Raw genomic sequence first — 25,272 nt, 5'->3', positions numbered from 1 at the left:
GCGCTGGGAGCGTGGTCGGGACGATCCTGTTGGCGAACGCGCTTTGAGTGTCCGACAAGCTGCCAGCTTGTCGCAGGCGTGGCAGCAAACCGACTGGCCGCACTGCCGCAGCTGCCGACAAGCTGGCAGCTTGTCGGACATTTTGGGGTTCGCCAACAGAATCGGGACGTCCGCGCTCCCAACGACATTAGGTCACGGTCTTCAATCCGTATGCTTCCAGATACTTCACCCCCGTACCCGTGTTGAACAGCACGATGCGTTCGTCAGAGTTGACCTGCCCAGCCGCCAGCAATTTCTTCAAACCGGAAAAACAGGCCGCGCCTTCGGGCGCACAGAAAAGCCCTTCGGCAGCGCCTACGACGCGCGTGTCGGCAATCATTTCTTCATCCGTCACCGCGACCGCGCCGCCACCGCTCTGGCGCAGGATGTCGAGCATGATGAAATCGCCGATGGCGCGCGGCACGCGCAAGCCCGACGCCGCAGTATGCGCATTTTCGAATTCGGGCGCTTCGTCCCAACCGTTTTCATACGCGCGCACGATGGGCGCGCAACCGGCGGCTTGGATCGAAAACATGCGCGGACGCTTTGTGCCGATCCAACCCATCTGCTCCATTTCATCAAAGGCTTTCCACATACCGACCAAGCCGGTGCCGCCGCCGGTCGGATACAAGATCACATCGGGCAGTTCCCAGTTGAATTGTTCGGCCAACTCGTAGCCCATCGTTTTTTTGCCTTCGATGCGGTACGGCTCTTTGAGCGTCGAGACATCGAACCAGCCCTCAGCCTCCTTGCGTCTGGCGACTTCAGCGCCGCAATCGGTGATGAGGCCGTCAATCAGCGTGACGTGCGCGCCGTATTGCGCGCATTCAATCTGATTGGCCGCCGGGGTGTCGCGCGGCATGAAAACGTAAGCCCCCAACCCCGCCACCGCCGCGTAAGCCGCCATTGCGCCGCCCGCGTTACCCGCCGTGGGCACGGCGACTTTTTTGACGCCCAGCTCTTTTGCCATCGAAATGGCAACCGCCTGGCCGCGCGCTTTGAACGAGCCGGTCGGATTGGGCGATTCGTCTTTGATCCAGAGTTGCGGCAAGCCAAATTGCGCGCCCAAACGACGTGCGTGCAAAAGCGGCGTCCAGCCTTCGCCCAGCGCGACGATGTTTTCATCGTGGATTACGGGCAGCACTTCGCGGTAACGCCAAAGCGAAGACACGCGGTCTTTCAAACTCGCTTGAGTCAGCGTTTGCGCGGCCTTTTGCAAGTCATAGCGCACGAGCAAGGGTTTGCCCGCTTCGGAAAGATTGTAGAGTTGATTGGGGGCGTAGGTTTTGCCCGTCTTCGAGCATTCGAGATGAGTGACAAACATAAGGTAGTTGATAGTTGAAAATTGATAGTTGACAGTTACCGAGCAGGCGCATCCACTCGGCCATTTAGTTGAAAGTAGGACTTACGCAGAAGCATTGCCACAGAGGCACGGAGCCACAGAGGAAAGACATGAAAGACCGGAAGACTAGCTCGCTGGCTCTGTGTCTCCGTGCCTCTGTGGCAAAGTTTCCGGCTTTTGCGTAAGTCCTAGAAAGTAATTGTCCGAACTATCAACTATCAACTGTCAACTATCAACTATCAGGTCGTGATCTGGTCGCCCTTGCCGGCCATAAAATCCTTGTTCTTATCGCCCACCCAATAGCGCGCGCCTGCAATGCACCAAATGAATTCGAGCGGCGAGTCCTGCGAGAAAACCGGGTGATAGTTCATCATCGGGATCGTCACGGTATCGCCCTCGTTGACGGAGGTCACGAAGCAGAGCTTTTCGGGCGATTCATAAACTTCCATCGCGCCGTGGCCTTTGATGAAGATGTAGACCTCTTCCTGGTCGGTGTGGTTGTGCGGCGGCCAGGAGCGTTGATAGGGCTGGAAGAAGGTGTAACCCGCAATCAGTTTGTCGGCGGCTTCCGGCACATCGAACATCAGGAAGACGTCCTTACCGGACAGCTTGCGAAGGCGGTCTGCGCGTTGGGCGTATTCGGCAAACTTGGAGTGATGCACCGGGTGAACATTCTCTGCGGTTGCCGAGCAACGAATCACTTTGGCAATTGCAGAGGACAAATTTGAAATTTGATAGGGTGCGCCCTTGGGAATGTAAAGCGTGTCATAGGGCGCAAGTGCATAAACTTGCTCATGCACTTCGACCTGCGCGTGGCCTTGCACTTGAAACAATAAGCTCTCGTCATCAGGATGCACGAGCGCGCCGGATGAACCGCCAGAGGCCAACGCATATTCGCCGCAACTCAGCCAATTCAAATTGGCGGCGTCCGGCGTGAAGCGTTGGCGGAAGGACGCACCGGTGGCTTCGTCTTTGAAAAGCACGCCCGGTTTGACGTGCTCGCTTTTGTTGATCGGGTCAACGACCGTGGACGGAGGCACAGCCAGTTGCACTGCTTGAGCGGTATTCGACATTTATTTCATCCCAGCAAATGGAAGGGGGCTAGGAGTTAGGGTTTAGGGGCTGGTTGCAGGGCCACTAGCTAGCCCCCAGCCCCTAGTCCCTAATCTCTCAAGTTAGTATTCCAACCGCAAAGCGAACTGCCATTGTCTTGGCGTCGCTGAACCCAGCATAGAGGTGATCTTACCCGCTGAACCGGGGCAGTCCACGCAGGTGCTGGGGTTGTTCAAGTTGATGTGGTTGGCAAAGTTGAACGATTCGGCGCGGAATTGCGCCTTGACCCGCTCGGTGATCTTGAAGTTCTTGAAGAAGGACGTATCCCACAACGAGAGGCCAGGACCGAGCAAGCGATTCTTTCCGACGCTGCCGAAGACGCCCCGTTGCGGACGCCGCCAGGGGCCGTCGGTTTGGCCGTTGGCCGTGAGCGCCGTCGAGGTGATCTTGAACCACTGATCGCGCGTTGGGTTGTCCAGATGCCAATCGCCGACCAAGTCAGGACGGCACCAGCCTGTATCACGGTCATTGTTGCAATCGCGATAAGACGGCGTAAACGGCAAGCCGCTTTGCGCCTGCCAGACCGTGTTGACTTGCCAGCCGCCCAGGACGGCGTCCACCGCTTTCGGCGCATTGCCGAGCAGACGTTTGCCCTTGCCAATTGGCACCTCGTAAATCCCCGTGAAAAGGAAAACGTGGCTGCGCGTTTGGGGATTCGGGCCGTAAGCCTGCGTCGCGTCAATGTTGTAATAGGTGCCGTCGAAATTGAACGAGCGCGACCAGGTGTAATGGCTCATCAACGAGAAGCCTTTCGAGAAACGCTTCTCGGCCTTCATCTGCAAACCGTGGTAATTGGTGCTCGCATCCGAACCGTAATAACGGAAGTTTTGCGACCAACCGAATTTGTTGAAGAACGGCTTGCGCTGATTGAGCGTCAGCGTGCCGAAACCCTGCAAGGTCGCCTGATTGAAATCGTAATCGCCGCCGGTGCCGGCAAAGGTGTGTGTGCCTTTGCTGCCGACGTAAGCCGCTTCGACCGAAATGTCACCGGGCAGTTGCCGTTGCACCGTCAGGTTCCATTGATCGCTGGTCGGTAGTCGCAGCGTCTTCGGCAGAATGAACGCCGTCACGCCGTTGGGCAGAATCGGGCGGCCATTCGGGCCTTTGGGCTGGCTATTCAGAATCGTCGCCGGATCAAGCGCCGTCGGCCCTTGGGCCAGCGTGAAAACCGACAGATAGTTTTGCGCCGGGACGTTCGATTGAATGCCCAGCACCGGCAGGTTCTGCGTCACGTTGTGCCCGAAGACCGAGCCGAACACGCCGATGTCGTAACCGCGTCCGTAACCCATGCGAATGACGGTCTTGTCGGTCACGCGATAGGCGATGCCCAAGCGCGGCGAAATGGTCGTGAAGGTGCCTCGCTGATTCAGGTCAAGACCGACGCCTTGCGAACCGGCAATCAAAACTTCGCCGGTGTTGACGTCAATGAATCCACCCTTGCCCGCGCCGGTCACGGTTTGCGGACGATAAATCTCTTCGCGCAACCCGTAATTAATGGTCAGCTTCTTGGTGACTTTCCAGGTGTCCTGTCCATAAAAGAACCAGCGGTTCTGGCGCTCTTCGGCATCGGTGATCGTACTGACGTAGCGGGCGAAGCTCGATACGTCGCCGAGCAGGAAGCTCGCCAAACCCGTGCCACCGCCCGTCGGCCCCGCCGTGCGCGCTACGTCAAAGGTGAGTTCACCCGCGCGATGGCGGTCAGACGGAATGCGCAAGTTGTAAGCGCGCCGGATGTCCGCGCCGAACTTGAACGTGTGATTGCCACGCAGATTCGTCCAGTTGTTGACGAACTGAATCTGCCGCTCGTTCTCGCGCAACGGACAGTTGCAGGCATTCACGCCAAGGGCATAGCCAAAGGCCAAACCGCCGACGCCATTGATCTGGAAGTACGGCAAGCCGCCCGTGAACGAGTCGTTATTCAAACCCGGAATGCCGATGTCTTTGGCCGGCGTCGTTTGCGATTGCCCAGGATCAACGTTCACGCGATAGCGATAGAAGCCGAAGCGGAAGTCGGTCAGCCATGCCGGGCTTAAGGTGTAATCGAAGCCCGAAGCCAGGCTCTGATTGCGCGTCTTCGACTCGCCTGCAAAGGTCGAGGTCGGTTGGAATCCGATCCCGCCGCCGTTGCTGCCATACACGCCCGGCGAGATCAGCCGGTAATCAGCGAAACTGTAACGGCCAAAGGCGTGCATTTTTTCGGTCACGTAATAATCCCAACGCGTGTTGGTCAGGTCTTCGTTGAATTTGGCCGAACCCGCGCCGACATAGTTCGGCAGGTCAGCCGAGGCCGGGGTGAAGTTGGGCAACGGAATGTATTTGTTGAGCAAGGCCAACGATTGCGCCGACAGGCGGTTGGTCGGAATGACGTTCTTCTTGCCGTTGAATTCAAACTGCGTGCGAGCCGCCGGAGCCGCCGTGCCCGCCGGATCAAAGATATTGGGCAACCCGGTGGCGCTGAAATCGCCCGCGCGTTCCGCCGCCGTCGGCACACGCGTGATCACGCTGCCGCCGATGTTGCGGCGCGTGCCTTGATAATCGCCGAACCAAAACAGCTTGTTCGGAATGATCTTGCCGCTGACCGCGCCGCCGTATTGATTGATCTGCGTCACGGGAATGTAACGAGTCGTGCCGCGAATCGGTTGGAATTGGGTGAAGGGGTTGCGCGCATTCAAGTGATCGTTTTTCAAAAAATCGAACGCGACCACGTGAAAGCTGTTCGTGCCCGAACGGGTTTGCGCGCTCACGACGCCCGCATTCGCGCCGAACTCGGCGTCATAGGCCGAAGTCGTGACTTTGGCTTCCGTCACCGATTCGAGCGTTGGATTGATGACGATCAAACCGAGCATCGAGTCGTGATTGTCGGTGCCGTCCAGCAAATGCGACGTGCCCGCGAAGCTTTGCCCGTTGACGATCTTGCGATAAGAACCTTGCGGGTCTTCGCTCGCGGCGGTTTGGCCGGGCCAGGTTGTTATACCCGGCGTGAATAATTCGACCGACGTGAAACGCCGATTGAGCAACGGCAACGTCGTCAGCGCCTTTTCGCTGAAAGTCACCGCGACGTCGCTGCGTTCGGTTTTGAGCAACGGCGCTTCCGCCGTGATGGTGACCTGTTCGCTGACCGCGCCGGTTTGCAGCTTGAGGTCGAGCGAGACTTCCTGGTCAACCGAGACGCTGACTTCCTGCACGGCGGACTTGAAGCCTTGCGCTTCGACTTTGACGGAATAGCGGCCCACGATCAGGAACCGCTGGTTGAAGTTGCCCGACTCGTTGGTCGTCGCCGTCACCACGACGCCACGCCCCAAATCGGTGATGATCACTTTGGCATTCGGCACCGCCGCGCCTTGCGGGTCGGTGACCGAGCCGACGATGTTGCCATAGACTGCCTGGCCCAGCGCCGGGACGCTGGTCAGTAACGCAAGCAGTGCCAGGCCAAAAAATGCCACAGCCTTCCGCACCAGTGCTTTGTGCATGTTTACTGTCCTCCTTGGTGTTGGTTGTAAAGAAAGGGTAAGCAGCAAGCTGAAGCGGAAACGCTAGCACACGTCCCACCCTCAGCTCACTTTCATTTACCAATCCGGACGAAGCGAAAAAGACAATCCCAGCAAAGCGTATTCGTTCAACTGTCGGTGAGGATTTTGGCGCCGGTCGCATCGAACTTCATGCGCCGCCGCTGCCAATAGGCGGCCTTCGCCAAATGCACCGGATTGCACGCGGCCAATCCGATTTCGATTTCAGCGTTCGGCTTTTTACCATCTTTTACTGCATCTAGGAAGTTATTGGCGTGGGCGACTTCCAAATTGCCTTCGGCCTTGACGACTTCAACCGCACCCTTGTTCGGGGTAACCACATATTCGGCCCGCGTCAATTCCAGCGTGCCATCCGTGCCTTGAAAGAACACGCCGGGCCGTTCATTGCGAATCGGCAGCACGGAGGATTCAAAGCTCAGATTCCAGTTTTTGTATTGCAGGATCGCGTTGACTGTGTCGGGATTCTCGCGTCCATCGTTGAGTTGATAAATCCCGCCAGTCGCCACCGCATTTAGCGGGCGCGTCTCGTTCATCATCCACTGCGCCACATCCGCCCAATGCGTCAGAATGTCAGCCAGCAAGCCGCCGCCATAATCCGGGAAATAGCGCCACGAATCATAGCGAATCCATTCGTAGGGCACCTTGCGCGCAGGCCCTAGAAAGCGTTCCCAATCCAGCGTCGCTGGTTTGGGTTGCGGGCCAATCCGGCGGCGCTGCCAGGGGAAGTCGTGCCAGATGGCGCGCGCGAAAATCACCTGCCCCAGTTTCCCTTTGTCAAAAATCTCTTCCTTGGCGCGCCGGTAATGCGCGCCGCTACGTTGTTGCGTGCCGGTTTGAATGACCTTGCCGTACTGTTTGGCCGCCGCCAAAAACTGCGGCCCTTCTTCAAACTGATGCGACGTCGGTTTTTCCAGATAGACATGCTTGCCCGCTTTGAGCGCCGCCAGTGTCTGCGTCAGATGCAAATGATCAGGTATACCGATGAGCACGGCGTCAACGTCGGTGCGCGCCAGCGCTGCTTCCAACGTACCGACTTCGGGCGGAGTCACGCCAAGTTGTTCCTTCGCGCGGCCACGCTGCACGTCATAGATGTCGCACAGGCAACGCAATTCGGCGCGTCCTGTTTTCAAAAACGCGCCCATCACCTCACGCCCGCGCCGTCCGCAGCCGACCAGCGCCATCCCCAAGCGGTCATTGGCACCGAGAATGCGTTGATACGAGGCTGCCGTGAGAACCGTTGTGCCTGCGCTGATTAGAAAATTTCTTCGCTGCATTTGCTTTTATTATCTCTGCCGCTGCGTTGGGACAGTACCGCGCGCGTCAGCAAGCGGAACCTGTGCAGTTGTGCCAGCGGGCTTGACTTGACGCGCCGCTTGCTGACGCGCGCGGTACTGTCCCTGCATTGCAACTACATTTGCCCTTCATCCGCCGATGGGCCATAAATCGCAGGCACCGGCACATCGTTGAGCCGCAGGTACAAACTCAATTGCCCGCGATGATGAATCAGGTGATTGAAAACAAAGCTGCGCAACACGACGAGGCGCGGCATGGTGAAAAGCGTTTGTCCGCCTTGCAGCAACGACCACGGCTGCATCAGATGTTCATCGCTTGCTTCGGCCAACGCGGCACGCGCCGCCTTGCCCAACGCCTCGAAGCGTTCGACGATGGCGGCGGTGCTGCTGAAATCGGGCAGGCGGTATGGTTCGCCGTCCACCGGAGCGACATCAAACGAATCCAGCGTAAGCGTCTTGATCATCCAGTCATACAGCGTGCCGACGTGCGTGCCCAGACGGCCCATCGCCATCGAACGCGGATGCGGCGTCCATTCGAGTTTGTCGGTCGGCAGACGTTCGAGCACTTTGCGTGTCGTCGCCATTTCCTGATCGAATTCGGGTAAGAGTGCTTCTTTGATTGCCATTGGTTCTCCAAACCGTACAGCAAGCTGCCAGCTTGCTGTTGACTTCGAATGTCGTACCTATCGAGACAACAGCAAGCTGGCAGCTTGCTGTACGGTGATCATTTGCCAAACACTTGCCGCAGCGTCTGCCGCGCAGGCGCCACGGCGCTTTCGCCGGGCTTCTCGCCGTTCAACCGTTCTTCTTCGTTGAGCGCCCAGCCGCGCCATTGTACGCGCTTGATGACGGCAACCAAATCCTTGAGCGGGAAATCGCCCTGCCCCAGCGGCACCTGTGTGTCGCCTTTGAAATCGCGCAAATGCAGGCCAATGATGCGGCGCTGATGTTTGGCAAAAAACGCGGGCACGTTCATGCCGCCGCGTGCCGCCCAGCCGCAATCCAGCAGAAAATCTACTAGCGCCGGGTCGGTCAGGCGATACAGCCCTTCAATCTCCAAACCGTTTTGCATGAACTCCGGTCCGTGGTTGTGATAGGCCAGCCGCAGCCCTTTCGAGCGGCAGTATTTGGCCGCTGCATTCAAACCCGCCGCTTTTCGTTTCAAAGCTTCGGCGTCCACTTTACCGTCCTTGAGCAAGCCGCCGCCGCTCAAGATCAGGCGTTGCGCGCCAAGCATTGAAACACCGCCAGCAATCTTCTGCACCAAATCCATCGGCGCAATGTGCGTTTGTGCGTCGTACTGATCGAGGAAGATATGCGCGCCAAAAAATTGCAGCCCGGTTTGGGCAAGCTGTTGGCGCGCCGCCGCCGCGTTGTTGAACTGCCCCTGCAAATTGCGGAAGCCGGTCTCGAAACCCTCAAAACCCAACTCTTTCAACTTGCCCAGCACCGCCAGCACTTGCGAGAAATCCTGCGGGTCAATGCGCCAGGCGTTGGTCTGGCAGGCCAGCTTGACGCCGCTGCTTTCGGCTTTGTTGAGCGGCCAGGCTGGCGCCGTAGCCAGCGTCAACGGGAAGGCAGCCAGAAATGTGCGACGGGAAAGCATCGAGAGCCGCTCCAATGAAGCAGTTGCAGCCAACTGCCTCGCGCAAACATCGAATTGTTCTTTGATTGAATCCCAGCGTGTGTGAGCCTGCTTGGTGTTGCAGGTTTGTTTACCGGTAAACTAAACCACAGGGATTCCAACCGTGTCAATGCTTTCCCGGCCTAACCTGGCCGGGAAATTACCAGACCTTCAGCGCACCGGCGGGACAGTTCCAATAGATTCGCGCAGCTTCAATTCCACCGGCAGGATGACGCTTTGCGGCGCGGCAAATGCTCCGGCCATCGCCCCGAGCAGCAATTGAAAGGCGCGCTGACCGATCTCGTACATGGGCGTCGCCACCGTGGTCAGACTGGTGTGGGTGAACGCGCCGACGGGCGTCCCATCAAAACTCACGACCGACACTGCCTGCGGCACCTTGATCGCGGACTGATCGAGAAAGCGCAACAACCCCACCGCGACAACATCGCTGAAAGCCACCACCGCCGTTGGTTTCACGCGATTGTTTTGCCAGAGGCGTTGCCCCGCTTCAAAGCCGCCCGCAAAAGTCAGCGCGCTGTATTCATAAAGTGCGGCATCTTGCGCGAGCCCGGCCTCACGCGCTTGCCGGCGAAAGGCCGTCAGGCGTTGGCGTATCGGCAGCATCGCGGGCGTGCCGGAAATATAGGCCACGCGGCGATGCCCCCGGGCCGCGAGTTCGGCGACGACCAGTTTGACGCCCGCAATGTAATCCGCCGCGACCTGATGAAAGAGCGCCGGACGCAACTGGCGATTGATCAACACAACCTGAAAGTCATCGCGTTCCAGTTCGCGCCAAAACGCTGGCAGCTTCGGGCGTTCGCTGGTGAAAGGCGGCGCGGCGATCAGCCCTTGCACGTGCAAGCTCAGCATCTCGCGCACGCGCTCGGCGTAATGCTCCAACTCATACGAACCATTGCAGAGCAACACGTGATAATCGGCGGCGCGCGCGGCGTCCTCAATGGCGCGGATGACTTCGGCGTAATACTGGTCGGAACTATTGGGCACGACGACGCCGATCAGGTTTGATTTGCCCGTCGCCAGCGCGCGCGCCACGCGGTTGGGCCGGTAGCCCATTTCTTTCATCGCCGCCAGTACACGGGCCTTGGTTTGCGCCGAAATGCGCGGATGATCGCGCAGCGCCAGCGAGATCGTCATGGCGGACAGGCCGAGTTGATTTCCAATATCGCGGATCGTGACTTTCTTCTTCAAGCAGGCTCCTTGTTGGCAGATTAGAGCGGTTTGCAATTGCGTTTACGGGCGCGCGTTGTGCCGGGACAGTACCGCGCGCGTAAGCAAGCGGTGCCTGGGCGACTCAGCCAATGGCGTAAGCTTGACGCGCCGCTTGCTCACGCGCGCGGTACTGTCCCGCTGCGCGACTTTTCCCATACACCGATGTGAAAACCGATCTAGTGCGGGCGGATTCTAAATCGAACTCCGCAAGATTGGTATGTACGCGCCGCTGTGTGTGTTGGGAGCAGGTGTTTCCGCTGCCGCCCAGATTCCAATTAAGACTTTAGACTGAGTCCCGAATCCTGATTCCAGCTATAGACTTCAAGAAAAAGAATTTCCGGAGCCAGCTCCAACGGAGCGTCAGCCAACAGCCTGGGGTGCATGCAGCCCCAGGCAGCACATTGAGTCATTGTGCAAAGCCCTGAAAGGGCGACAGCCATAGGCTTGGCTGTCGCCCTTTCAGGGCTGGCCGAACCATTTGCACGACTCCCCAGGGCTGCACCCTGGGCTGTTGGCTGATCGTCCCTTTGGGGCTTTTCGGAAATTCTTTTTCTTAAAAACTATAGCTGGAATCAGGATTCGGGACTCGGGTTTCAGCCAAGCCGTTAAAGCGCTCTTGCTACAGAATGCCTGCCCTCCGCCAGCTACATGACTTTTTCGCCACACCGGTTGTATCTTGGCCGCTGCATACAGCATAAAGTTCCAAGCCTTATTCGTAACCATTACCCAAGGAGCAATCCATCATGTCTATCCGTACCGAGATGCCTTTACTTGCCCGTCATGCGGGAGATTGGAAAGGCGAATACATCTATCTTGATAACGCGGGCAACGTGCTCGACCGCCACGCCTCGCACCTGACCAGCGTTTTTCCCGAAGACGGTTCCGCCGATTATCACCAGACGAATCGCTACACCTGGACCGATGGCCGCACCGAAATTCACCAATTCCCCGGCACTTATCGCGACGGCAAACTTTACCTGGAATCCGAACGCATCAGCGGCTACACCTGGGAAGTGGACGACAAGACCATCATCCTGACCTGGGTTTACAAAGCCGCGCCGGAAAATTATCTCTACGAAATGATCCAGCTCAGCCCCTGCGGCAAGCACCGCGCGCGCACCTGGCACTGGTTCGAGCACGGCGAAATCGTCAAACGCACGATCATCAAAGAACAACGTGTGCAAATGGAAGGATAGCCCTTGAGCTGGCAACCCGAAGTTGACGAAATCAAACGCCGTGTCGAACTCGCCAAACAACTCGGCGGCGCGGCCAACGTGGCGCGCCAGCACGACAATGGGCGTCTCACCGTGCGCGAACGCATTGATCGTTTGCTCGATCCCGGCAGCTTTCACGAAACCGGCGCGCTCGCAGGCAAAGCCGTTTATGAAAACGGCGAGATGGTCGCGTTTACACCGTCGAATTTCGTCTGTGGCAGCGGGCGCCTGGACGGGCGGCGTGTGATCGTGGGCGGCGATGATTTCACCGTGCGCGGTGGCGCGGCGGATGCCGCCATCGGTCACAAGATGAGTTACGCCGAACGCATGGCCCGCGAACTGCGCTTGCCCATGATCCGCCTGGTCGAAGGCACGGGCGGCGGCGGCAGCGTCAAGACACTTGAAATGACAGGCCGCACCTACGTGCCCGCCAATCCCGCCTGGGACATCATCGTCGCCTCGCTGTCAGAAATTCCGGTCGTCTCGGCGTGCCTGGGGCCGTGCGCGGGCCTGGGGGCCGTGCGCGTCGTGCATGCGCACTTTTCGGTGATGGTCAAAAACGTCAGCCAATTGTTCGTGGCTGGCCCGCCCGTGGTCGAACGCGGCGTCGGCGAAAAGGTGACGAAAGAAGAACTCGGCGGCGCGCACATCCACGCACATGGCAGCGGCGCGGTGGATAACGAAGTCGAAAGCGAAGAAGAAGCCTTCGCCCAGATTCGCCGCTTCCTGTCTTATCTGCCCGCGAACGTTTGGCAATTGCCCGCACGTTCAGACAACCGCGACGACCCGCAACGCCGCGAAGAAGAATTGTTATCAATCATTCCGCGCGACCGGCGCAAGACCTACGACATTCGCCGCCTGCTCAACCTCGTACTCGATCATGATTCGCTGTTTGAATTGAATCGCTATTACGGCAAGCCGCTGGTGACAGGCCTGGCGCGCCTGCACGGTTATCCGGTGGGCGTGCTGGCCAGTGATCCCAAACAAGGCGGCGGCGGACTCGATGCGCCTGCTTCGGAAAAGATGACGCGCTTCGTTGACCTCTGCGACACCTTCCATCTGCCCATCGTCAATTTCGTAGACCAGCCCGGCTTCCTGATCGGCACGCGGGCCGAACGCGCGGGCACGGCGCGTTATGGCGCACGCGCGATGGCGGCGGCCTATCAGGCGACGGTGCCGTGGGTTTCGATCATCCTGCGCCGCGTGTTTGGCGTGGCGGGCGCGGCGCACGGCAATGCGCAGGCCTTGAATCTGCGCTACGCCTGGCCGTCGGGCGACTGGGGTTCGCTGCCCATCGAAGGCGGTGTGATGGCCGCCTACAAACGCGACATCGAAGCCGCGCCCGACCCGGCGGCCCGCACGCGTGAGATCGAAACGATGCTGAATGAATTGCGCTCACCCTTCCGCACCGCCGAAGGCTTCGGCATTGAGGAACTCATTGACCCGCGCGAGACGCGGCCTTTGCTGTGCGATTGGGTTGCGTTGGCATACGAATTATTGCCGACCGAATTGGGCGTGAAGCGGCGCGGCTTGCGGCCTTGAAATTTGGGCATCTGGCTTATCCCTGTAACAGCAGGACTGCTGTTGTATGATGCGCCTATGCATTTAACACTCCTTGCCTCATTGTTGGTCACGCTGCTGTGCTGTGCCTGCGTCAGCGAAGGCGCGAACGAGGGCTTCGCCGCTTGTTTGCCCGAAGACGTCAGGCTGGATGAGGTGGTGGCAGCCCCGCTGGCAAACGCTACGGCGGGCAGTGACGCCAAAAAGGTCACGGTCAAAGCCACGCTCACGCGGCTCAAGGCGCGTTGTGAAAAGGACAAGCTCGTGGACGGCGCGGGGCGCGAAATCCGGTTTTACCGGCTGCTTGGTTGTTGGGGCAATCCGCCCGCCGATTATCAGGAACAGCTTGCCAGCCAGGCAGCGGCGCTTGAGGAACTCCGGAAAAAGTGCACCGTCGTGGAAATTTCGTGCGCGCCGCTTGATCCACGGCAAATTCAGTAATGCCCTGGCTGTGGCGAATTTATTCGCAGCGCGATCACGCGGATAAATTCGCTCCGCTGTCCCGGTCAATGAACAAAAAAGGCAGGCCAGTGCTGGCCTGCCTTTCGTTTTTGCATCAACGGCTCGGACGCACAGTCACCAGCGCATCGCCCGCCTGGCCCTGCGCCTTAGTCAGTATTGTTTCGGTGGCTGAACATTTGATGTACCAGTTTCGCTCAGCGGCGCGCCACACCGCCAGATCAGCCCGGCCATCGCCGTCGTAATCGCCCGCGCCCGCCTGATCGTTCAGCGTGCCCCATTGCACGATCCGGTAAGCCTGCGTCGCGCTTTGCCAGAGGTACCAGGTACCCGTCGAACCGCGCCAGACGGCCAGGTCCGTTTTGCCGTCGCCGTCGTAATCGCCCGGCACCGGCACGTCCGTCGCCAGGCCCCATTGCTTGACGAGGTACTGCCCGTCGCGGCTGCACTTGATCAGCCAGGCGCCGCCTCCTGCCAAGAGGCCGCGCCGGAAGACCGCGACATCGGTTTTGCCATCGCCGTCGTAATCGCCCGCCACCGGCACGTCGTAGTACGGCGCACTGCCCGCGCCCCAAGCCGTCACCGCGTATTGCTGATCCGAACTACGCAGCACGTACCAGTTGCCCTCGCTGGGCCGAAAGACCGCCACATCCGTCTGGCCGTCGCCGTCGTAATCGCCCGGCACCGGCACGTCCGTGCTCAAGCCCCAGGCTTTGACGAGGTAGCCGCCGTCGCGGCTGCGCTTCACATAAAACGTCGCGTTGCTCGGTCTGAACACCGCCAGGTCGCTCTTGCCGTCACCGTCGTAATCGCCCAGCAACGTCACATCGCCCGCCGTGCCCCAGCTTTGCTGCACGGCTTGTTGATCGCTGCTGCGCACGATGTTCCAGACGCCCGTGCCCGCCGACCAGAGCGCCAGATCGGCCTGGCCGTCGCCGTCGTAATCCGCCTGCAAGGCCAGCGCCGCCGCCGCGCTGCCGATGACCAGCGTGTAGGTGCGTTGGCCCGTGCACTGGTTCGCATTCGTCGCCGTGAGCGTGAAGTTGTACGTGCCCGCCGCCATCGGGTAACCGTACAACAAGCCGCCCGCCGCGATGAACGTCAGCCCCGGCGGCACGCTGCCCGCCGTCACGGTGTATGCATACGTCGCGCTCGGCGAACCCGTCACGACCTGGCTGTAAAGCTGTCCCGGTTGGCCGTTCGGCAAGGCTGACAACGTGATCGTCGGGCAAGTGTTCGCAATGACGCCGCTGTACGTGCGGCCGCCCGTGCACGCGCCAAAACCGGTCGCCGTGATGGTGATGCTATACGCGCCCGCCACCGTGGGCGTGCCTGTCAACGCGCCCGTCGCCACATTCAACGCCAAGCCTGCGGGCAGTGCGCCGCTGCTGACGGCGTAGACATAATTGCCCCCCGCCGGAGACGCGCTGACCATTTGACTGTAGGCAGTGTTGAGCGTCGGTGTGGGCAACGCTGATAGCGCCACGGTCGGACAGGTGATCGTCAGTGCATACGCCTGTGTGGCGCTGCAACCGCCCGCCGTTTGCGCGCGCAGCATGAAATTGTACGTGCCCGTCACCAACGGCAAGCCGCTGATGACGCCGGTCGCCGCATTCAAGGTTAAGCCGCTCGGCAAATTCCCCTGTGCCAGCGCGAAGGTGTAGCTGCCCGCAGGCGTGACCGCGATTGTTTGCGTATAAGCAATCCCCGCCTGGCCCGCTGTCAGCGGCGAAGTCGTGGCAAACAGCAGGGACGAGCAGCCAATGGTCACGCTGTAGCCTTGCGACCCCGCACAATTGCCCGCGCTGGCCCGGATGGTGAAGGTGAACGTGCCGGATTGCGTCGGCGTGCCCGTGAGCGCGCCCGTCGCCGTATTGAGCGTCAAGCCCGCCGGCAGCGCGCCGCTCGTCACACTGTAGCTATAACTGCCCGCAGGCGTGGCGGCGACGCTTTGGTTGTATGCCACGCCCAGCAGGCCGCCCGGCAGGCTCGCCGGCGTGAGCGTCACCCCAGGGCAATCCACCTGCAATACATAATCGCGAAAGCCGCTGCACACGCCAAAGCCGCTCGCCGTGACGCGGAAGTTGAACACGCCGCTTTGCATGGGCGCGCCGCCGAAGCCGCCATTGCTGTTGAGCGTCAAGCCCGCCGGCAACAGACCGCTGGTGACGGCGAAGCTGTATGTCCCCGTCGGCGAGGCGGTGAGCGTTTGGGGATATGCCGTGTTGATGGCGGCGTTGGGCAAGCTCGCGGGCGCGAGCGTGATGGAGGGGCAAACAAAATTCAGCGTGTAATTGAACCTCGCCGTGCAGCCCGCCTGGTCTGTCACGACCAGCGCAAAGCTCACCGTCGCCGGTTGCGGCGCAGTTCCGCTCAGCGTCGCCGTCGCGGGCGTGAAGCTCAGCCAATTCGGCAACGCGCCTGCCAGGCTGATGCTCTTCGTGCCTGTGCCGCCGCTGGCCGTAAAGACTTGCGTGAACGACTGGCCCGCGAAGCCGGTGGGCAGTGCCGCCGGACTCAAGGCCAACGCCGCCGGTTGCGTCAGCGTGATGGTTTGCGCCGCCGAGAAACATTGATTCGCGTCTTTCACGACGACCGGATAGAGACCCGCCGCCAAATCCGTAAACACGGGATTGGACCCAAAGCTCTGGCCGTTGTTGATGGAATACAGCAGCGCGCCCGTGCCGCCCGTGGCTTGAATGGTCAAGCTGCCATTTGTGCCGCCATTACAGGTCGGTGCAACCGGCGTGACGTTGAACGCAAGGGCATTGGGTTGCGCCAGCGTGACAGTCGCCGCCGCCGTTTGGCAGTTGTTCGCGTCCTTCACGATGACCTGATAGGTGCCTGCGCCCAGGCCGTTGAATTGCGCGTTCGCGCTGAAGCTTTGACCGTTATTGATCGAATACTGCAACGCGCCCGTGCCGCCCGTGGCGTTGATGGTCAGGCTGCCATTCGTCCCGCCGTTGCAGCTTGGATTGACCGGCGTAGTGGTGAAGCTGATGGCTGTTGGCGGCGTCAACGTGACATTCGCCGCCGCTGTCTGGCAGTTGTTGGCGTCTTTGACCACGACGGGATAGGTGCCTGCGCCCAGGCCAGAGAACGTGGGCGTGTTGCTGAAACTCGTGCCGTTGTTGATCGAATACTGCTTCGCGCCCGTGCCGCCCGTGGCATTGATCGTCAGGCTGCCGTCCATCCCGCCATTGCAGGTCGGGCTGACGGGCGTGGTGGTGAAGCTGAGGGCCGCCGGTTGCCCCAGCACGATATTTACCATCGCCCGGTTGCAGTCGTAGGCGTCTTTGACGATGACGTTATAGGTGCCCGCGCCCAGGCCGGTGAACGTGGCCGTGCTGCTGAAATGCGCGCCATTATCAATCGAGTATTGGAAAGGGCCGGTGCCGTTGTCCACGTTGATCGTCAGGCTGCCGTTGGTCGCGCCGTTGCAACTGGGTTGAGTGGCCGGCACGTTGATAGCGAGCGGCGTGGCGGCGTGCGTTACCGTGACGGTGAGCGTGGCCGTGGCGGCCAGCGTACCGCTATCTGTCACGCGCAAAGTAAAACTCGCCGACGACGACGCGCAAACCGCCGCGACATCCGCCGTGACATTGCCGCTGCTATCCACGCTGATGTTGCTGACCGTGACGCCATTGACGGTGGCGCTGCCGGCATTGTTGACGGTGACGCTCAGCGTATTTTCGGCGTCTTCGGCGTCACTGACCGTGGCGATGGCGGAATTGCTGGCAGGCGCGCCCGCATTGCGCGCGACGCCGAGCGCCGTGATCGTCGGTGCTTGATTGGGCAAGCAATTATTGAGCAGCACCGAAACGTTGTCGGCATCAGTGGGAGTGACGAGGTCGAGTTTGCCATCGCCGTTGAAATCACGGGCGGCGACCCAGCGCGGCGCGGCGGCGACCGCGAACGGTTTGGCCGTGCCGAAGCCACCCATCCCATTGCCGAGCAGCACTGTGACGTTGCTGGCACTCAGGTTCGCGGTCACGACATCGAGCTTGCCGTCGCTATCGAAATCACCTGTGTCAATGGCTAGCGGGTGATCTCCGGCGTTGAAACTGGTGGCTGCGCCGAAGCTCGATGTGTTGAAGGTCGGCGCGGTATACGTGTTGAGCAATACCGCGACCTGGTCCTGATTGTCATTGGCGACGAGCAGATCGGGCTTGCCGTCGCCGTTGACATCACCCAGCGTGACCGCCAGCGGCTGGCCGTTGGGATTGAAGTTGACTGCCGTCTGAAACGTGCCGTTGCCGTTGCCCAGCAGCACCGAGACGTTGGAACTATTGTGATTCGTTACCACCAGATCGCGCTTGCCGTCGCCGTTGACATCGCCCACGGCGACCGAGCCAGCATTCAAACCGGTGGCATAAAACACCGGGTTGGCAAAACTCGGCGTGGCGCAGGGCGCGGTGCAATTGTTGAGCAACACGGCGGCGTTATCCGATTCGAAATTCGCGGTGATGAGATCAAGCTTGCCGTCGCCGTTGAGATCGCTGGCAACAATGTCGTGCGGCTCGACAGTATTGAAGCCAAAGCCAAAGAGATTGAAGAATGTGCGAGCACCAAAGCCGCCCATCCCATCGCCTAGCCGCACTGACACCCGGCCACCGTTGTCGCCCGCATCGGCGGTGATGATGTCGAGCTTGCCGTCACCATTCACATCGGCGGCAGCAACCGCATCCGGCAGGACTCCCATGCCGAAGAGGGTGGCCGCACCGAAGCCGCCCATCCCATTGCCGAGCAGCAGTGCGACATTGCCGGTGAACAAATTCGCCGTGACGAGATCAAGCCTGCTGTCGCCGTTGAAATCGCCGACCGCGACGGAGTACGGGAACGTATTGCTCCCCGTCGCAAAATTGGTGGCAGTGCTAAAACTCGCGGTTGAGCAAGCTACTGCTGGCGGGGCAGCCTTTACAGTGATCGCTTGCGGGCGCTGCCAAAAGGTCAGACCCAGCAACAGACAAAGGGTAATACTCAGCGTGATAAGTTGTCGTTTCATCGGGATTCTCCGTGGTTTGACGCTGTCGCGTGGACAGCGGAGGGGGAGGAGGTTGATTGCCGTGCTTTGCCGCTTGCCGTATTGGGGTGCGGCGGTGAACCTGCTCAACACCGCACCCCAGCAAGCGTGCCAGCCATCCGCTTGCTTGCGTTAGCGCGCGGGCTGACCGATGAGGCGGTCGCCGCTTTGACCGAGACTTTGGGTGCGCACGGTCTGCGTGCGGCTCTCCCGCACGTACCAAGCGCCTGTTGGCCCGCGCCAGACCGTCAGATCAGCTTGGCCGTCACCGTCGTAATCGCCCGGCGCGGGCGCATCGCCGACCGCCGTTGAACCCCAGGCTGAGACTTGGGCACGCTGATCACTCGAACGCAGCACGTACCAATTGCCTTCCGCGCCGCGCCAGACCGTGATGTCCGTTTTGCCGTCGCCGTCGTAATCGCCCGGCACCGGCACATCCGTTCCCACGCCCCATTGCTTGATCGTGAATTGCCCGTCACTGCTGCGCTTGATCAGCCAGGTGCCGGTCGCGCGCCGGAAGACGGCGAGATCGGTCTTGCCATCGCCATCGTAATTGCCTGGCACCGGCACGTCGTGGTACGGCGCGTAGCCCGCGCCCCAGGCCGTCACTTCAGGCTGCTGATCCGCACTGCGCAGCACATACCAAGTCCCGTTCGACCCGCGCCAGACGGCAATATCCGTCTTGCCGTCGCCGTCGTAATCGCCGGGCACCGGCACGTCCGTACTCAAGCCCCATTGCTTGATGAGGTAGCCACCATCGCTGCTACGCTTCACATAAAACGTCGCGTTGCTGGGACGAAAGACCGCCAAGTCGGATTTGCCGTCGCCATCATAATCGCCCAGCAACGTTACATCGCCCGCCATGCCCCAGCTTTGCTGTTCGGCTTGTTGGGTGCTGCTCTTGCTGATGCGCCAGAGACATTCCTGCGCCGCCCAGAGCGCCGGATCGGCCTTGCCGTCGCCGTCGTAGTCCGCCTGCATTGCCAGCGCCGCCGCGCCGCTGCCGATGCTCAGCGTGTAAGCGCGCGCGCCCGTGCAATTGTTTGCATCCGTCGCTGTAATGGTGAAGTTGTAGGTGCCCGCCGCTGTCGGATAGCCATAGAGCAAGCCGCCCGCCGCGATGAACGTCAGCCCCGGCGGTACGCTGCCCGCTGTCACAGCGTAGCTATACGTCGCGCTCGGCGAACCCGTCACGACCTGGCTGTAAAGCTGTCCCGGTTGCCCATTCGGCAGGGCCGACAAGGTAATTGTCGGGCAAGTGCTCGCAATGACGCCGCTGTACGTGCGACTGCCCGTGCATGTGCCGAAGCCCGTGGCTGTGAGGGTGAAGCTATACGCGCCCGCCGCTGTCGGTGTGCCCGTCAACGCGCCGGTGGCCGCATTCAATGCCAAGCCCGCTGGCAGCGCGCCACTGCTGACGGCGTAAACATAGTTGCCGCCCGCCGGTGTCGCACTGATCGTTTGGTTGTAGGCCGTATTTAACGTCGGCGTCGCCAGCGCTGACAGTGCGATCGTTGGACAGCCCACCACCAGCGCGTAGCTCTGCTGCCCGCCGCACCCATTCGCCGTTTGTGCTTTGAGCGTGAAGTTGAAAGTCCCAGTGCTGCTCGGCGTACCCGTCAGCGCGCCGGTTGTGGCATTGAGCATCAACCCGACAGGCAAGCCGCCCGTGACCAACGCATAGGTGTACGCGCCGCTCGGCGACGCCGCCACGCTGCCCGCGTAGCTCGTGCCCACCGTGGCATTCGCCAACGCGCCCAGCGTGATGCCCGCGCAACCCATCGTCACCGTGTAGCTGCGTGAGGCCGCACACGCGCCCGCCGCCGCCGCCAGCGTGAAGCTGAACGTGCCCGCTTGCGCAGGCGTGCCCGTCAACGCGCCCGTCGCCGCATTGAGTGTCAACCCCACCGGCAACGCCCCACTCGTCACGTTGTAGCTGTACGCACCCGCCGGACTTGCCGCGATGCTTTGGTTATACGCCGCGCCTACCATGCCGCCCGGCAAGCTGGCCGGATTGAGTGACACGCCCGGACATTCGACCGTCAATACATAATCGCGAAAGCTGCCGCACGCGCCGAAGCCCGTCGCCGTGACGCGGAAGTTGAACACGCCGCTTTGCGTCGGCGCGCCGCTGAAACTGCCATTGCCGTTGAGCGCCAACCCGGCGGGTAACAAACCACTCGTCACCACAAAGCTGTAATTGCCACCCGCCGGCGTCGCGCTGAGCATTGTTGGATAGGCGGTGTTGATCGCCGCATTGGGTAACGTCGCCGGCGCGAGCATGAGGCTTGGGCAGTTGACCACGAGCGTGACATTGAAGCTTTGTCCGCACGCGCCGCCAAAGCCGGTCACGCCGAGGGTGAAGTTCACCGGCCCCGCCGTCGGCGGCGTGCCCGTGAGTGCGCCATTGGCGGCCAGCGTCAACCAGGCCGGTTTGTCGGCGCTGCTGAATTGATAATTGCCGCCCGCCGGACTCGCGTTCAGGTTCGCCGTGAACAACGTGCCCGCTGTCGCGGCTGGCAACGCGCTCAACGTGAGGGTCGGGCAGCCAATCACCAGGTTATACGGCGCGCTCAGGCCGGTGCAGTTGTTCGCGTCGGTGGCTTTGACCGTCAGCGGGAACGTGCCCGTTTGCACGGGCGTGCCGCTCAAGACACCATTGCCCGCCAGCGTCAAGCCCTGCGGCAAGGTCCCGCTTTGCAAGCTGAACGTCGGCGCGCCAACGCCGCCTGTTTGCGTGAACATTTGATTGAAGGCGAAGCCCGCCGTGCCGGTCGTCGTGGCAGGCGCATTCACCGTGATCATTGGGCAGGTATTGGTCAGCGTGAAACTGGCCGCCGTCGCCAGGCCCGGCGTGGTATTGGCCGTCACGCTGTAACTGCCCGTGAAGGCATTCGCCGCGACGTTCACGCTGGCTTGTCCGCTGGCGTTGGTCGTCGCCGGGTTGCTGCCGGTGAAGCTCGCGCTCGCGCCGTTGTTGGCGGCTTGCGCGGTGAAGGTGATTGAAACGCCGCTGACCGGTTGACCGGATTCGGTCAGCGTGGCGACCAATGGATTGGTGAAGTTCGTGTTGACGACCGTGCTTTGCGGCGTGCCGCCGGTGGCCGCGAGCGCGTAGCTGGTCTCGACCGCGCCGATGTCCATCGTGCCGCCCACTTTCCGACTGAAGGTTGCACCGCGCTGATCGCTGGTCAGGTTGAAGCCGAGCGGATTGGGCGAGCAGGTGTTGTCGAAGACGCAGTTGTCGCCCGCGTTGATGGCCGGCGAACCGGGCAGCGGGCGCTGCGTCTGCGTGGGGCCGCCGTAATTGCCGGGCGCGGCAAGCAGCGGATCGAGCGGCGCGGCCAGCGTGCCCACCTTGTCGTTGTTCACATTGTTCGTGAGGCCCGTGCTGCCGTCACTCTTGCCCAGCAGGTTGTTGCCCAGCGAGGTCAGGCCGCCGAAGGCATCTGGGGCAGTCGTCGCGGTATTCGCCGCGACGAGCGTATTTCTGAGCCGCACCAAGTCTGCGCCCTGGTTATAAATGCCCCCGGCGCGGTTGGCCGTGTTGCCGGCGACCGTGCAGTTGGTGAGAGTGACCGTGCCGCCCAGGCCGTTGCCGTTATAAAGGCCGCCGCCTTGGCCGCCGTTGACGGTCGAAGTGTTGCCGGTGAGCGTGCTGTTGACGACCGTGATCGTGCCTAGGTTGGCGTTATAAATGCCGCCGCCCACCGAGGTGGCCGAGTTGCCGCTGAGCGTGCTGTACGTGACCGTAACCGCGCCCGTGCTGAAGTTGGCGATGCCGCCGCCGCCGTAATCAGCCGAGTTGCCGCTGAGCGTGCTACGCGTGACTGTGACCGTGCCCGTGCCTTCGTTGAGCACGCCGCCGCCATTGCGGTCGGGCGTCGCCTGCCCATTGGACATCGTCAAGCCCGCCAGCGTCACGTCGCCCGCCGTGATGTGGAAGATGCGAATGTTGGGCGTGCCGCTGCCGCGCTGCACGTTCAACAGGTTCGCGCCCGGCCCCTGAATCGTCAGGCTCCGCTCGATCTTCAGTTCATCCGAGGTCAATGACAGCGTCCCCGTCAGCCCGTCGGCAAAGCTGATCGTGCTGCCCGCGCAGGCCGTGGCAATGGCTTCGCGCAAACTGCCCGCGCCGCTGTCATTCCGATTCGTCACCATCGGATTGCTCACGCAGGTCACGTTGATCGTGCGCGTTTGCGTCACGCTACAGCCGGTCGAGACGTTGCCGTTGAATAACTCGGCTTTGAGGTCGAAGCTGAAATTGCCGCTGACCGCCGGTATGCCGCCGATGCCGGCGGCGTTGCTCACCAGAATCAAGCCGCTCGGCAGACTGGTGTTATTCGCCAGCGAGTACTGGTAACTCTGGCCGCTGGGTGCTGCCGGTGTGGCGGCAATCGAACTGCTGTAAAGCACGCCGAGCATGGCGCTGGCGGGCGTGCCGATAGTGATGTTGGGACAGGCGATGTCAAACGCATTCGAGGTCGCCCCCGTCAACGCTCCGCTGGCAGCCGTGAGCGTGTAGCCGATGCCGGATTTGCTGACGGCCAGATTGTTGAAGGTGGCGCTGCCGCCGACCGCGTTGACGCTGCCGCCGCTGAGCGTCGCGCCGTTGGCGTTGTTGAGCGTGAGCGTGACCGCGGCGTTGCTGTTCATCAAAGTGCCGCAAGCATCCACCAGCCGCACCGTGACCGTCGGACTGAGCGGCGTGTTGGGCGTCGTGCCGTTCGGTTGTTGGCCGAAAACGAGCTGCCCGCCGCTGGGCGTGGACTGATTCTCATACGCCCCCTGGTCAATCTGCCCGGCGCAAAACACGCGCGGGTTCCCGGCGTAATCGAGCGGCGTGTTGTTGACGTTTTTGGGAAAGATGTTGAGATCGAGACCGGCGGTCGTGCCGCGATTGATGACCGGCGAAGTGTTTTGCAAACGCAAATCGCCCGCATCAGTCGCGCCGTTGGTCAGCGCGTTGCGCACGAAAAGCGGATCAACGTTGAGATTGCCGCCGCCGTCCGCCACGTCCATCGTGCCGCGTTGCGAGTCGCAGGCGCTGACGGTAACCGCCGGGTAGCCCGGTGTGTTCACGCCGATGATGTCCGTGGTGGCGGTATTGCCCCAGAAGATCGTGTTGGTCACGCGAAAGGGAACATTGACGAGACTGGTGTCGAGTGCCGGGACAAAATACATCGTCGGCAGCGTGGGGGAATTGTGACTCGTGATGGTGCAATTGGTGACGGCGGCGGCGCGGGGAAACGTGAGCGCCACCGCGCTCGCCGGTGAATCGAGCACGCCCGGTTGCGCGACGCGGGGGATGACGCGATTGCCAACCACCAGCGAGTTGGTGAGCGCGAACTGGCGCGCCAGGAGGAGATTGAGGCCGCCGGCGTTCGGAGCGATGCCCGTGTTGAAGAGCAAGGCGCAGTTGGTCAGGCTCAGCGTGTCGGCGTTAAATGCGTCCACGCCGGATTGTCCATTCCCGCTAAAGACGCTGCCCGTCACGATGGCCGACGGTTCTGAGTCCGGCACGATGGAGGCCACTTCCAGACCGGACTGGGTGTTGTTCTCGAAGCGGCAGTTGCTGATGAGCGCCGTGGGCTTGCCGCTGGCCTCGTTGAAAAGGCCGAGGGTGGACGCGCCGACTTTCAACCCGTCACTCGTGTTGTTGCTGAGGGTGCAATCGCTGAGCGCGGCAATGCTCACGCCAGTCACCTTCATCCCGGTGCCGAGATTGCCGCTGATCGCGCAGTTGCGGAATTCCGGGAAAGCGTTTTCGACCAGCACGCCGCCGTTCTCGTTGATGGCGTTGTTCCCGGTGATTTTGCAATTGCGGATGAGCGGCTGCGCGCCGTTGTAAATGTACATGCCGCCCGCAATGAAACCGAAGCCGGTGCCGGCGCGCAGCGTGAAGCCGTCGAGCACGGGCGTCACGTTCGGCGTGCTGAAGGTAACGATGGTGCGGGCGGCAAGCCCCCGTCCATCCTCAACGATGCAATCGTCGCCGGTGCCCGTGCGGCATTTGATTGTGATGGCTTTGTTGACGGTGAGTTCGCGGTTGCCCGCGCCGTTGTAAGTGCCTGCCCTGACATCCACCGTATCGCCAGCTTGCGCGGCGTTAATGGCGGCTTGAATGGTGGCGTGGTCTTCCGGCACGCGCAGCGTGGCAAAGGGCGCGGCCTGCGTGCGCGCGGCGCGCCACAACGCGAAGCCGGCCAACAAGCTCAGCAGCACTACGATTAAGGTGATGTGTCGTTTCATGGTCTTGTCCTCGATGATTGAAAGCCTGTTGAGATTCAAGCTGCCGGTTGCAGCCATTGCCGCAGTTCCAGCAAATTTTCCTTCAGCACATAGCCGCGCGCGCCCGCCGCCTGCGCCGCGCGCCGCAACTCGGCATCGTCATAAGTCGTCACGATCAGCACGCGCGCCGCCGGTTCTGCGGCGAGCAATTCGCGCGTCGCCGCGAGGCCGTCCTGCCCCGGCAATTCAATGTCCATCAGCACCCAATCGGGGCGCTCGGCGGCGTAACTGGCGCAGACTTCCGCGCCGTTTGCGCACTCGGTAATCGGCGCGGCCAGATCGGCCAGCCACAGCCGCAACGTGGCGCGCATCGGCGCGTGATCTTCCACAAGCAAAACACTCAGCATTCCGTTCACCTCTTTGGGGGGATGTGGGGACACCGAGGAAGCTACGGCAGGAAGCGCGCGTTGGGTATAGAGGAACCCTCACAAAATGCCTGAGTGTTTCCACTCATTTTGCTGGGTGTTTCCACTTAGGCGTGTAGTCAGGAAAAGGTTGGGCTGATTGGGCTGATTGCGCGCGGGGCAGGTGTTTTCGTCGCGTAGCGACGGGGTGAAT

General features: G+C 61.2%; 13 protein-coding genes. 3 read left to right on the top strand and 10 right to left on the bottom strand.

What is annotated here, in order from left to right; all coding sequences use genetic code 11:
* Window positions 1-187: 187 nt before the first annotated feature.
* The 7 genes from HY011_04635 to HY011_04605 form a co-directional block, all read right to left on the bottom strand.
* A complete protein-coding gene (locus HY011_04635; GenBank protein ID MBI3422201.1) occupies window positions 188-1,363 on the bottom strand; it encodes a threonine synthase in 1,176 nt (391 codons plus the stop codon).
* Window positions 1,364-1,620: 257 nt separating this feature from the next.
* The gene (locus HY011_04630) at window positions 1,621-2,454 is read right to left on the bottom strand and encodes a 5-deoxy-glucuronate isomerase (protein ID MBI3422200.1); all 834 of its coding nucleotides are present in this window, start codon (window positions 2,452-2,454) and stop codon (window positions 1,621-1,623) included.
* A 102-nt stretch (window positions 2,455-2,556) separates the two neighbouring features.
* Complete coding sequence (locus tag HY011_04625; protein MBI3422199.1) at window positions 2,557-5,964, bottom strand: TonB-dependent receptor; 3,408 nt, start codon at window positions 5,962-5,964, stop codon at window positions 2,557-2,559.
* 146 nt (window positions 5,965-6,110) lie between these two features.
* Window positions 6,111-7,295, bottom strand: a complete 1,185-nt coding sequence (locus tag HY011_04620; protein ID MBI3422198.1) for a Gfo/Idh/MocA family oxidoreductase — start codon at window positions 7,293-7,295, stop codon at window positions 6,111-6,113.
* 134 nt (window positions 7,296-7,429) lie between these two features.
* A complete protein-coding gene (locus HY011_04615; GenBank protein MBI3422197.1) occupies window positions 7,430-7,939 on the bottom strand; it encodes a DinB family protein in 510 nt (169 codons plus the stop codon).
* A 98-nt stretch (window positions 7,940-8,037) separates the two neighbouring features.
* Window positions 8,038-8,919 (bottom strand): TIM barrel protein, encoded by an 882-nt coding sequence (locus HY011_04610; protein ID MBI3422196.1) that lies wholly within the window; start codon window positions 8,917-8,919, stop codon window positions 8,038-8,040.
* Window positions 8,920-9,108: 189 nt separating this feature from the next.
* Window positions 9,109-10,146 carry a LacI family DNA-binding transcriptional regulator gene (locus HY011_04605; protein MBI3422195.1) on the bottom strand — a complete coding sequence of 346 codons (1,038 nt, stop codon included), beginning with the start codon at window positions 10,144-10,146 and terminating at the stop codon, window positions 9,109-9,111.
* A gap of 761 nt (window positions 10,147-10,907) precedes the next feature.
* On the opposite strand from HY011_04605, the gene HY011_04600 reads away from it, so the two are divergent.
* The 3 genes from HY011_04600 to HY011_04590 are packed head-to-tail and all read left to right on the top strand — an operon-like array spanning window position 10,908 to window position 13,382.
* Window positions 10,908-11,363, top strand: a complete 456-nt coding sequence (locus HY011_04600) for a DUF3598 domain-containing protein (protein ID MBI3422194.1) — start codon at window positions 10,908-10,910, stop codon at window positions 11,361-11,363.
* Between the two features lie 3 nt (window positions 11,364-11,366).
* Window positions 11,367-12,923, top strand: a complete 1,557-nt coding sequence (locus HY011_04595) for a methylmalonyl-CoA carboxyltransferase (GenBank protein ID MBI3422193.1) — start codon at window positions 11,367-11,369, stop codon at window positions 12,921-12,923.
* Window positions 12,924-12,980: 57 nt separating this feature from the next.
* The gene (locus tag HY011_04590; protein ID MBI3422192.1) at window positions 12,981-13,382 is read left to right on the top strand and encodes a hypothetical protein; all 402 of its coding nucleotides are present in this window, start codon (window positions 12,981-12,983) and stop codon (window positions 13,380-13,382) included.
* A gap of 115 nt (window positions 13,383-13,497) precedes the next feature.
* Here HY011_04590 and HY011_04585 read toward each other — a convergent pair whose 3' ends face one another.
* The 3 genes from HY011_04585 to HY011_04575 all read right to left on the bottom strand — a co-directional run bounded on the left by HY011_04585 (window position 13,498) and on the right by HY011_04575 (window position 25,061).
* Entirely contained in the window at window positions 13,498-18,405 is a 4,908-nt protein-coding gene (locus HY011_04585) for a VCBS repeat-containing protein (GenBank protein ID MBI3422191.1), read from the bottom strand.
* Between the two features lie 150 nt (window positions 18,406-18,555).
* Window positions 18,556-24,675 (bottom strand): putative Ig domain-containing protein, encoded by a 6,120-nt coding sequence (locus tag HY011_04580; GenBank protein ID MBI3422190.1) that lies wholly within the window; start codon window positions 24,673-24,675, stop codon window positions 18,556-18,558.
* 35 nt (window positions 24,676-24,710) lie between these two features.
* Window positions 24,711-25,061, bottom strand: coding sequence for a response regulator transcription factor (locus HY011_04575; protein ID MBI3422189.1), 351 nt, complete (start codon window positions 25,059-25,061; stop codon window positions 24,711-24,713).
* Window positions 25,062-25,272: the final 211 nt, after the last annotated feature.

The sequence above is a fragment of the Acidobacteriota bacterium genome (assembly GCA_016196035.1).
GTDB lineage: Bacteria > Acidobacteriota > Blastocatellia > RBC074 > RBC074 > JACPYM01.
The sequence above is the reverse complement of the archived record's forward strand: the minus strand, read 5'-3'. Positions and strand labels throughout refer to the sequence as shown.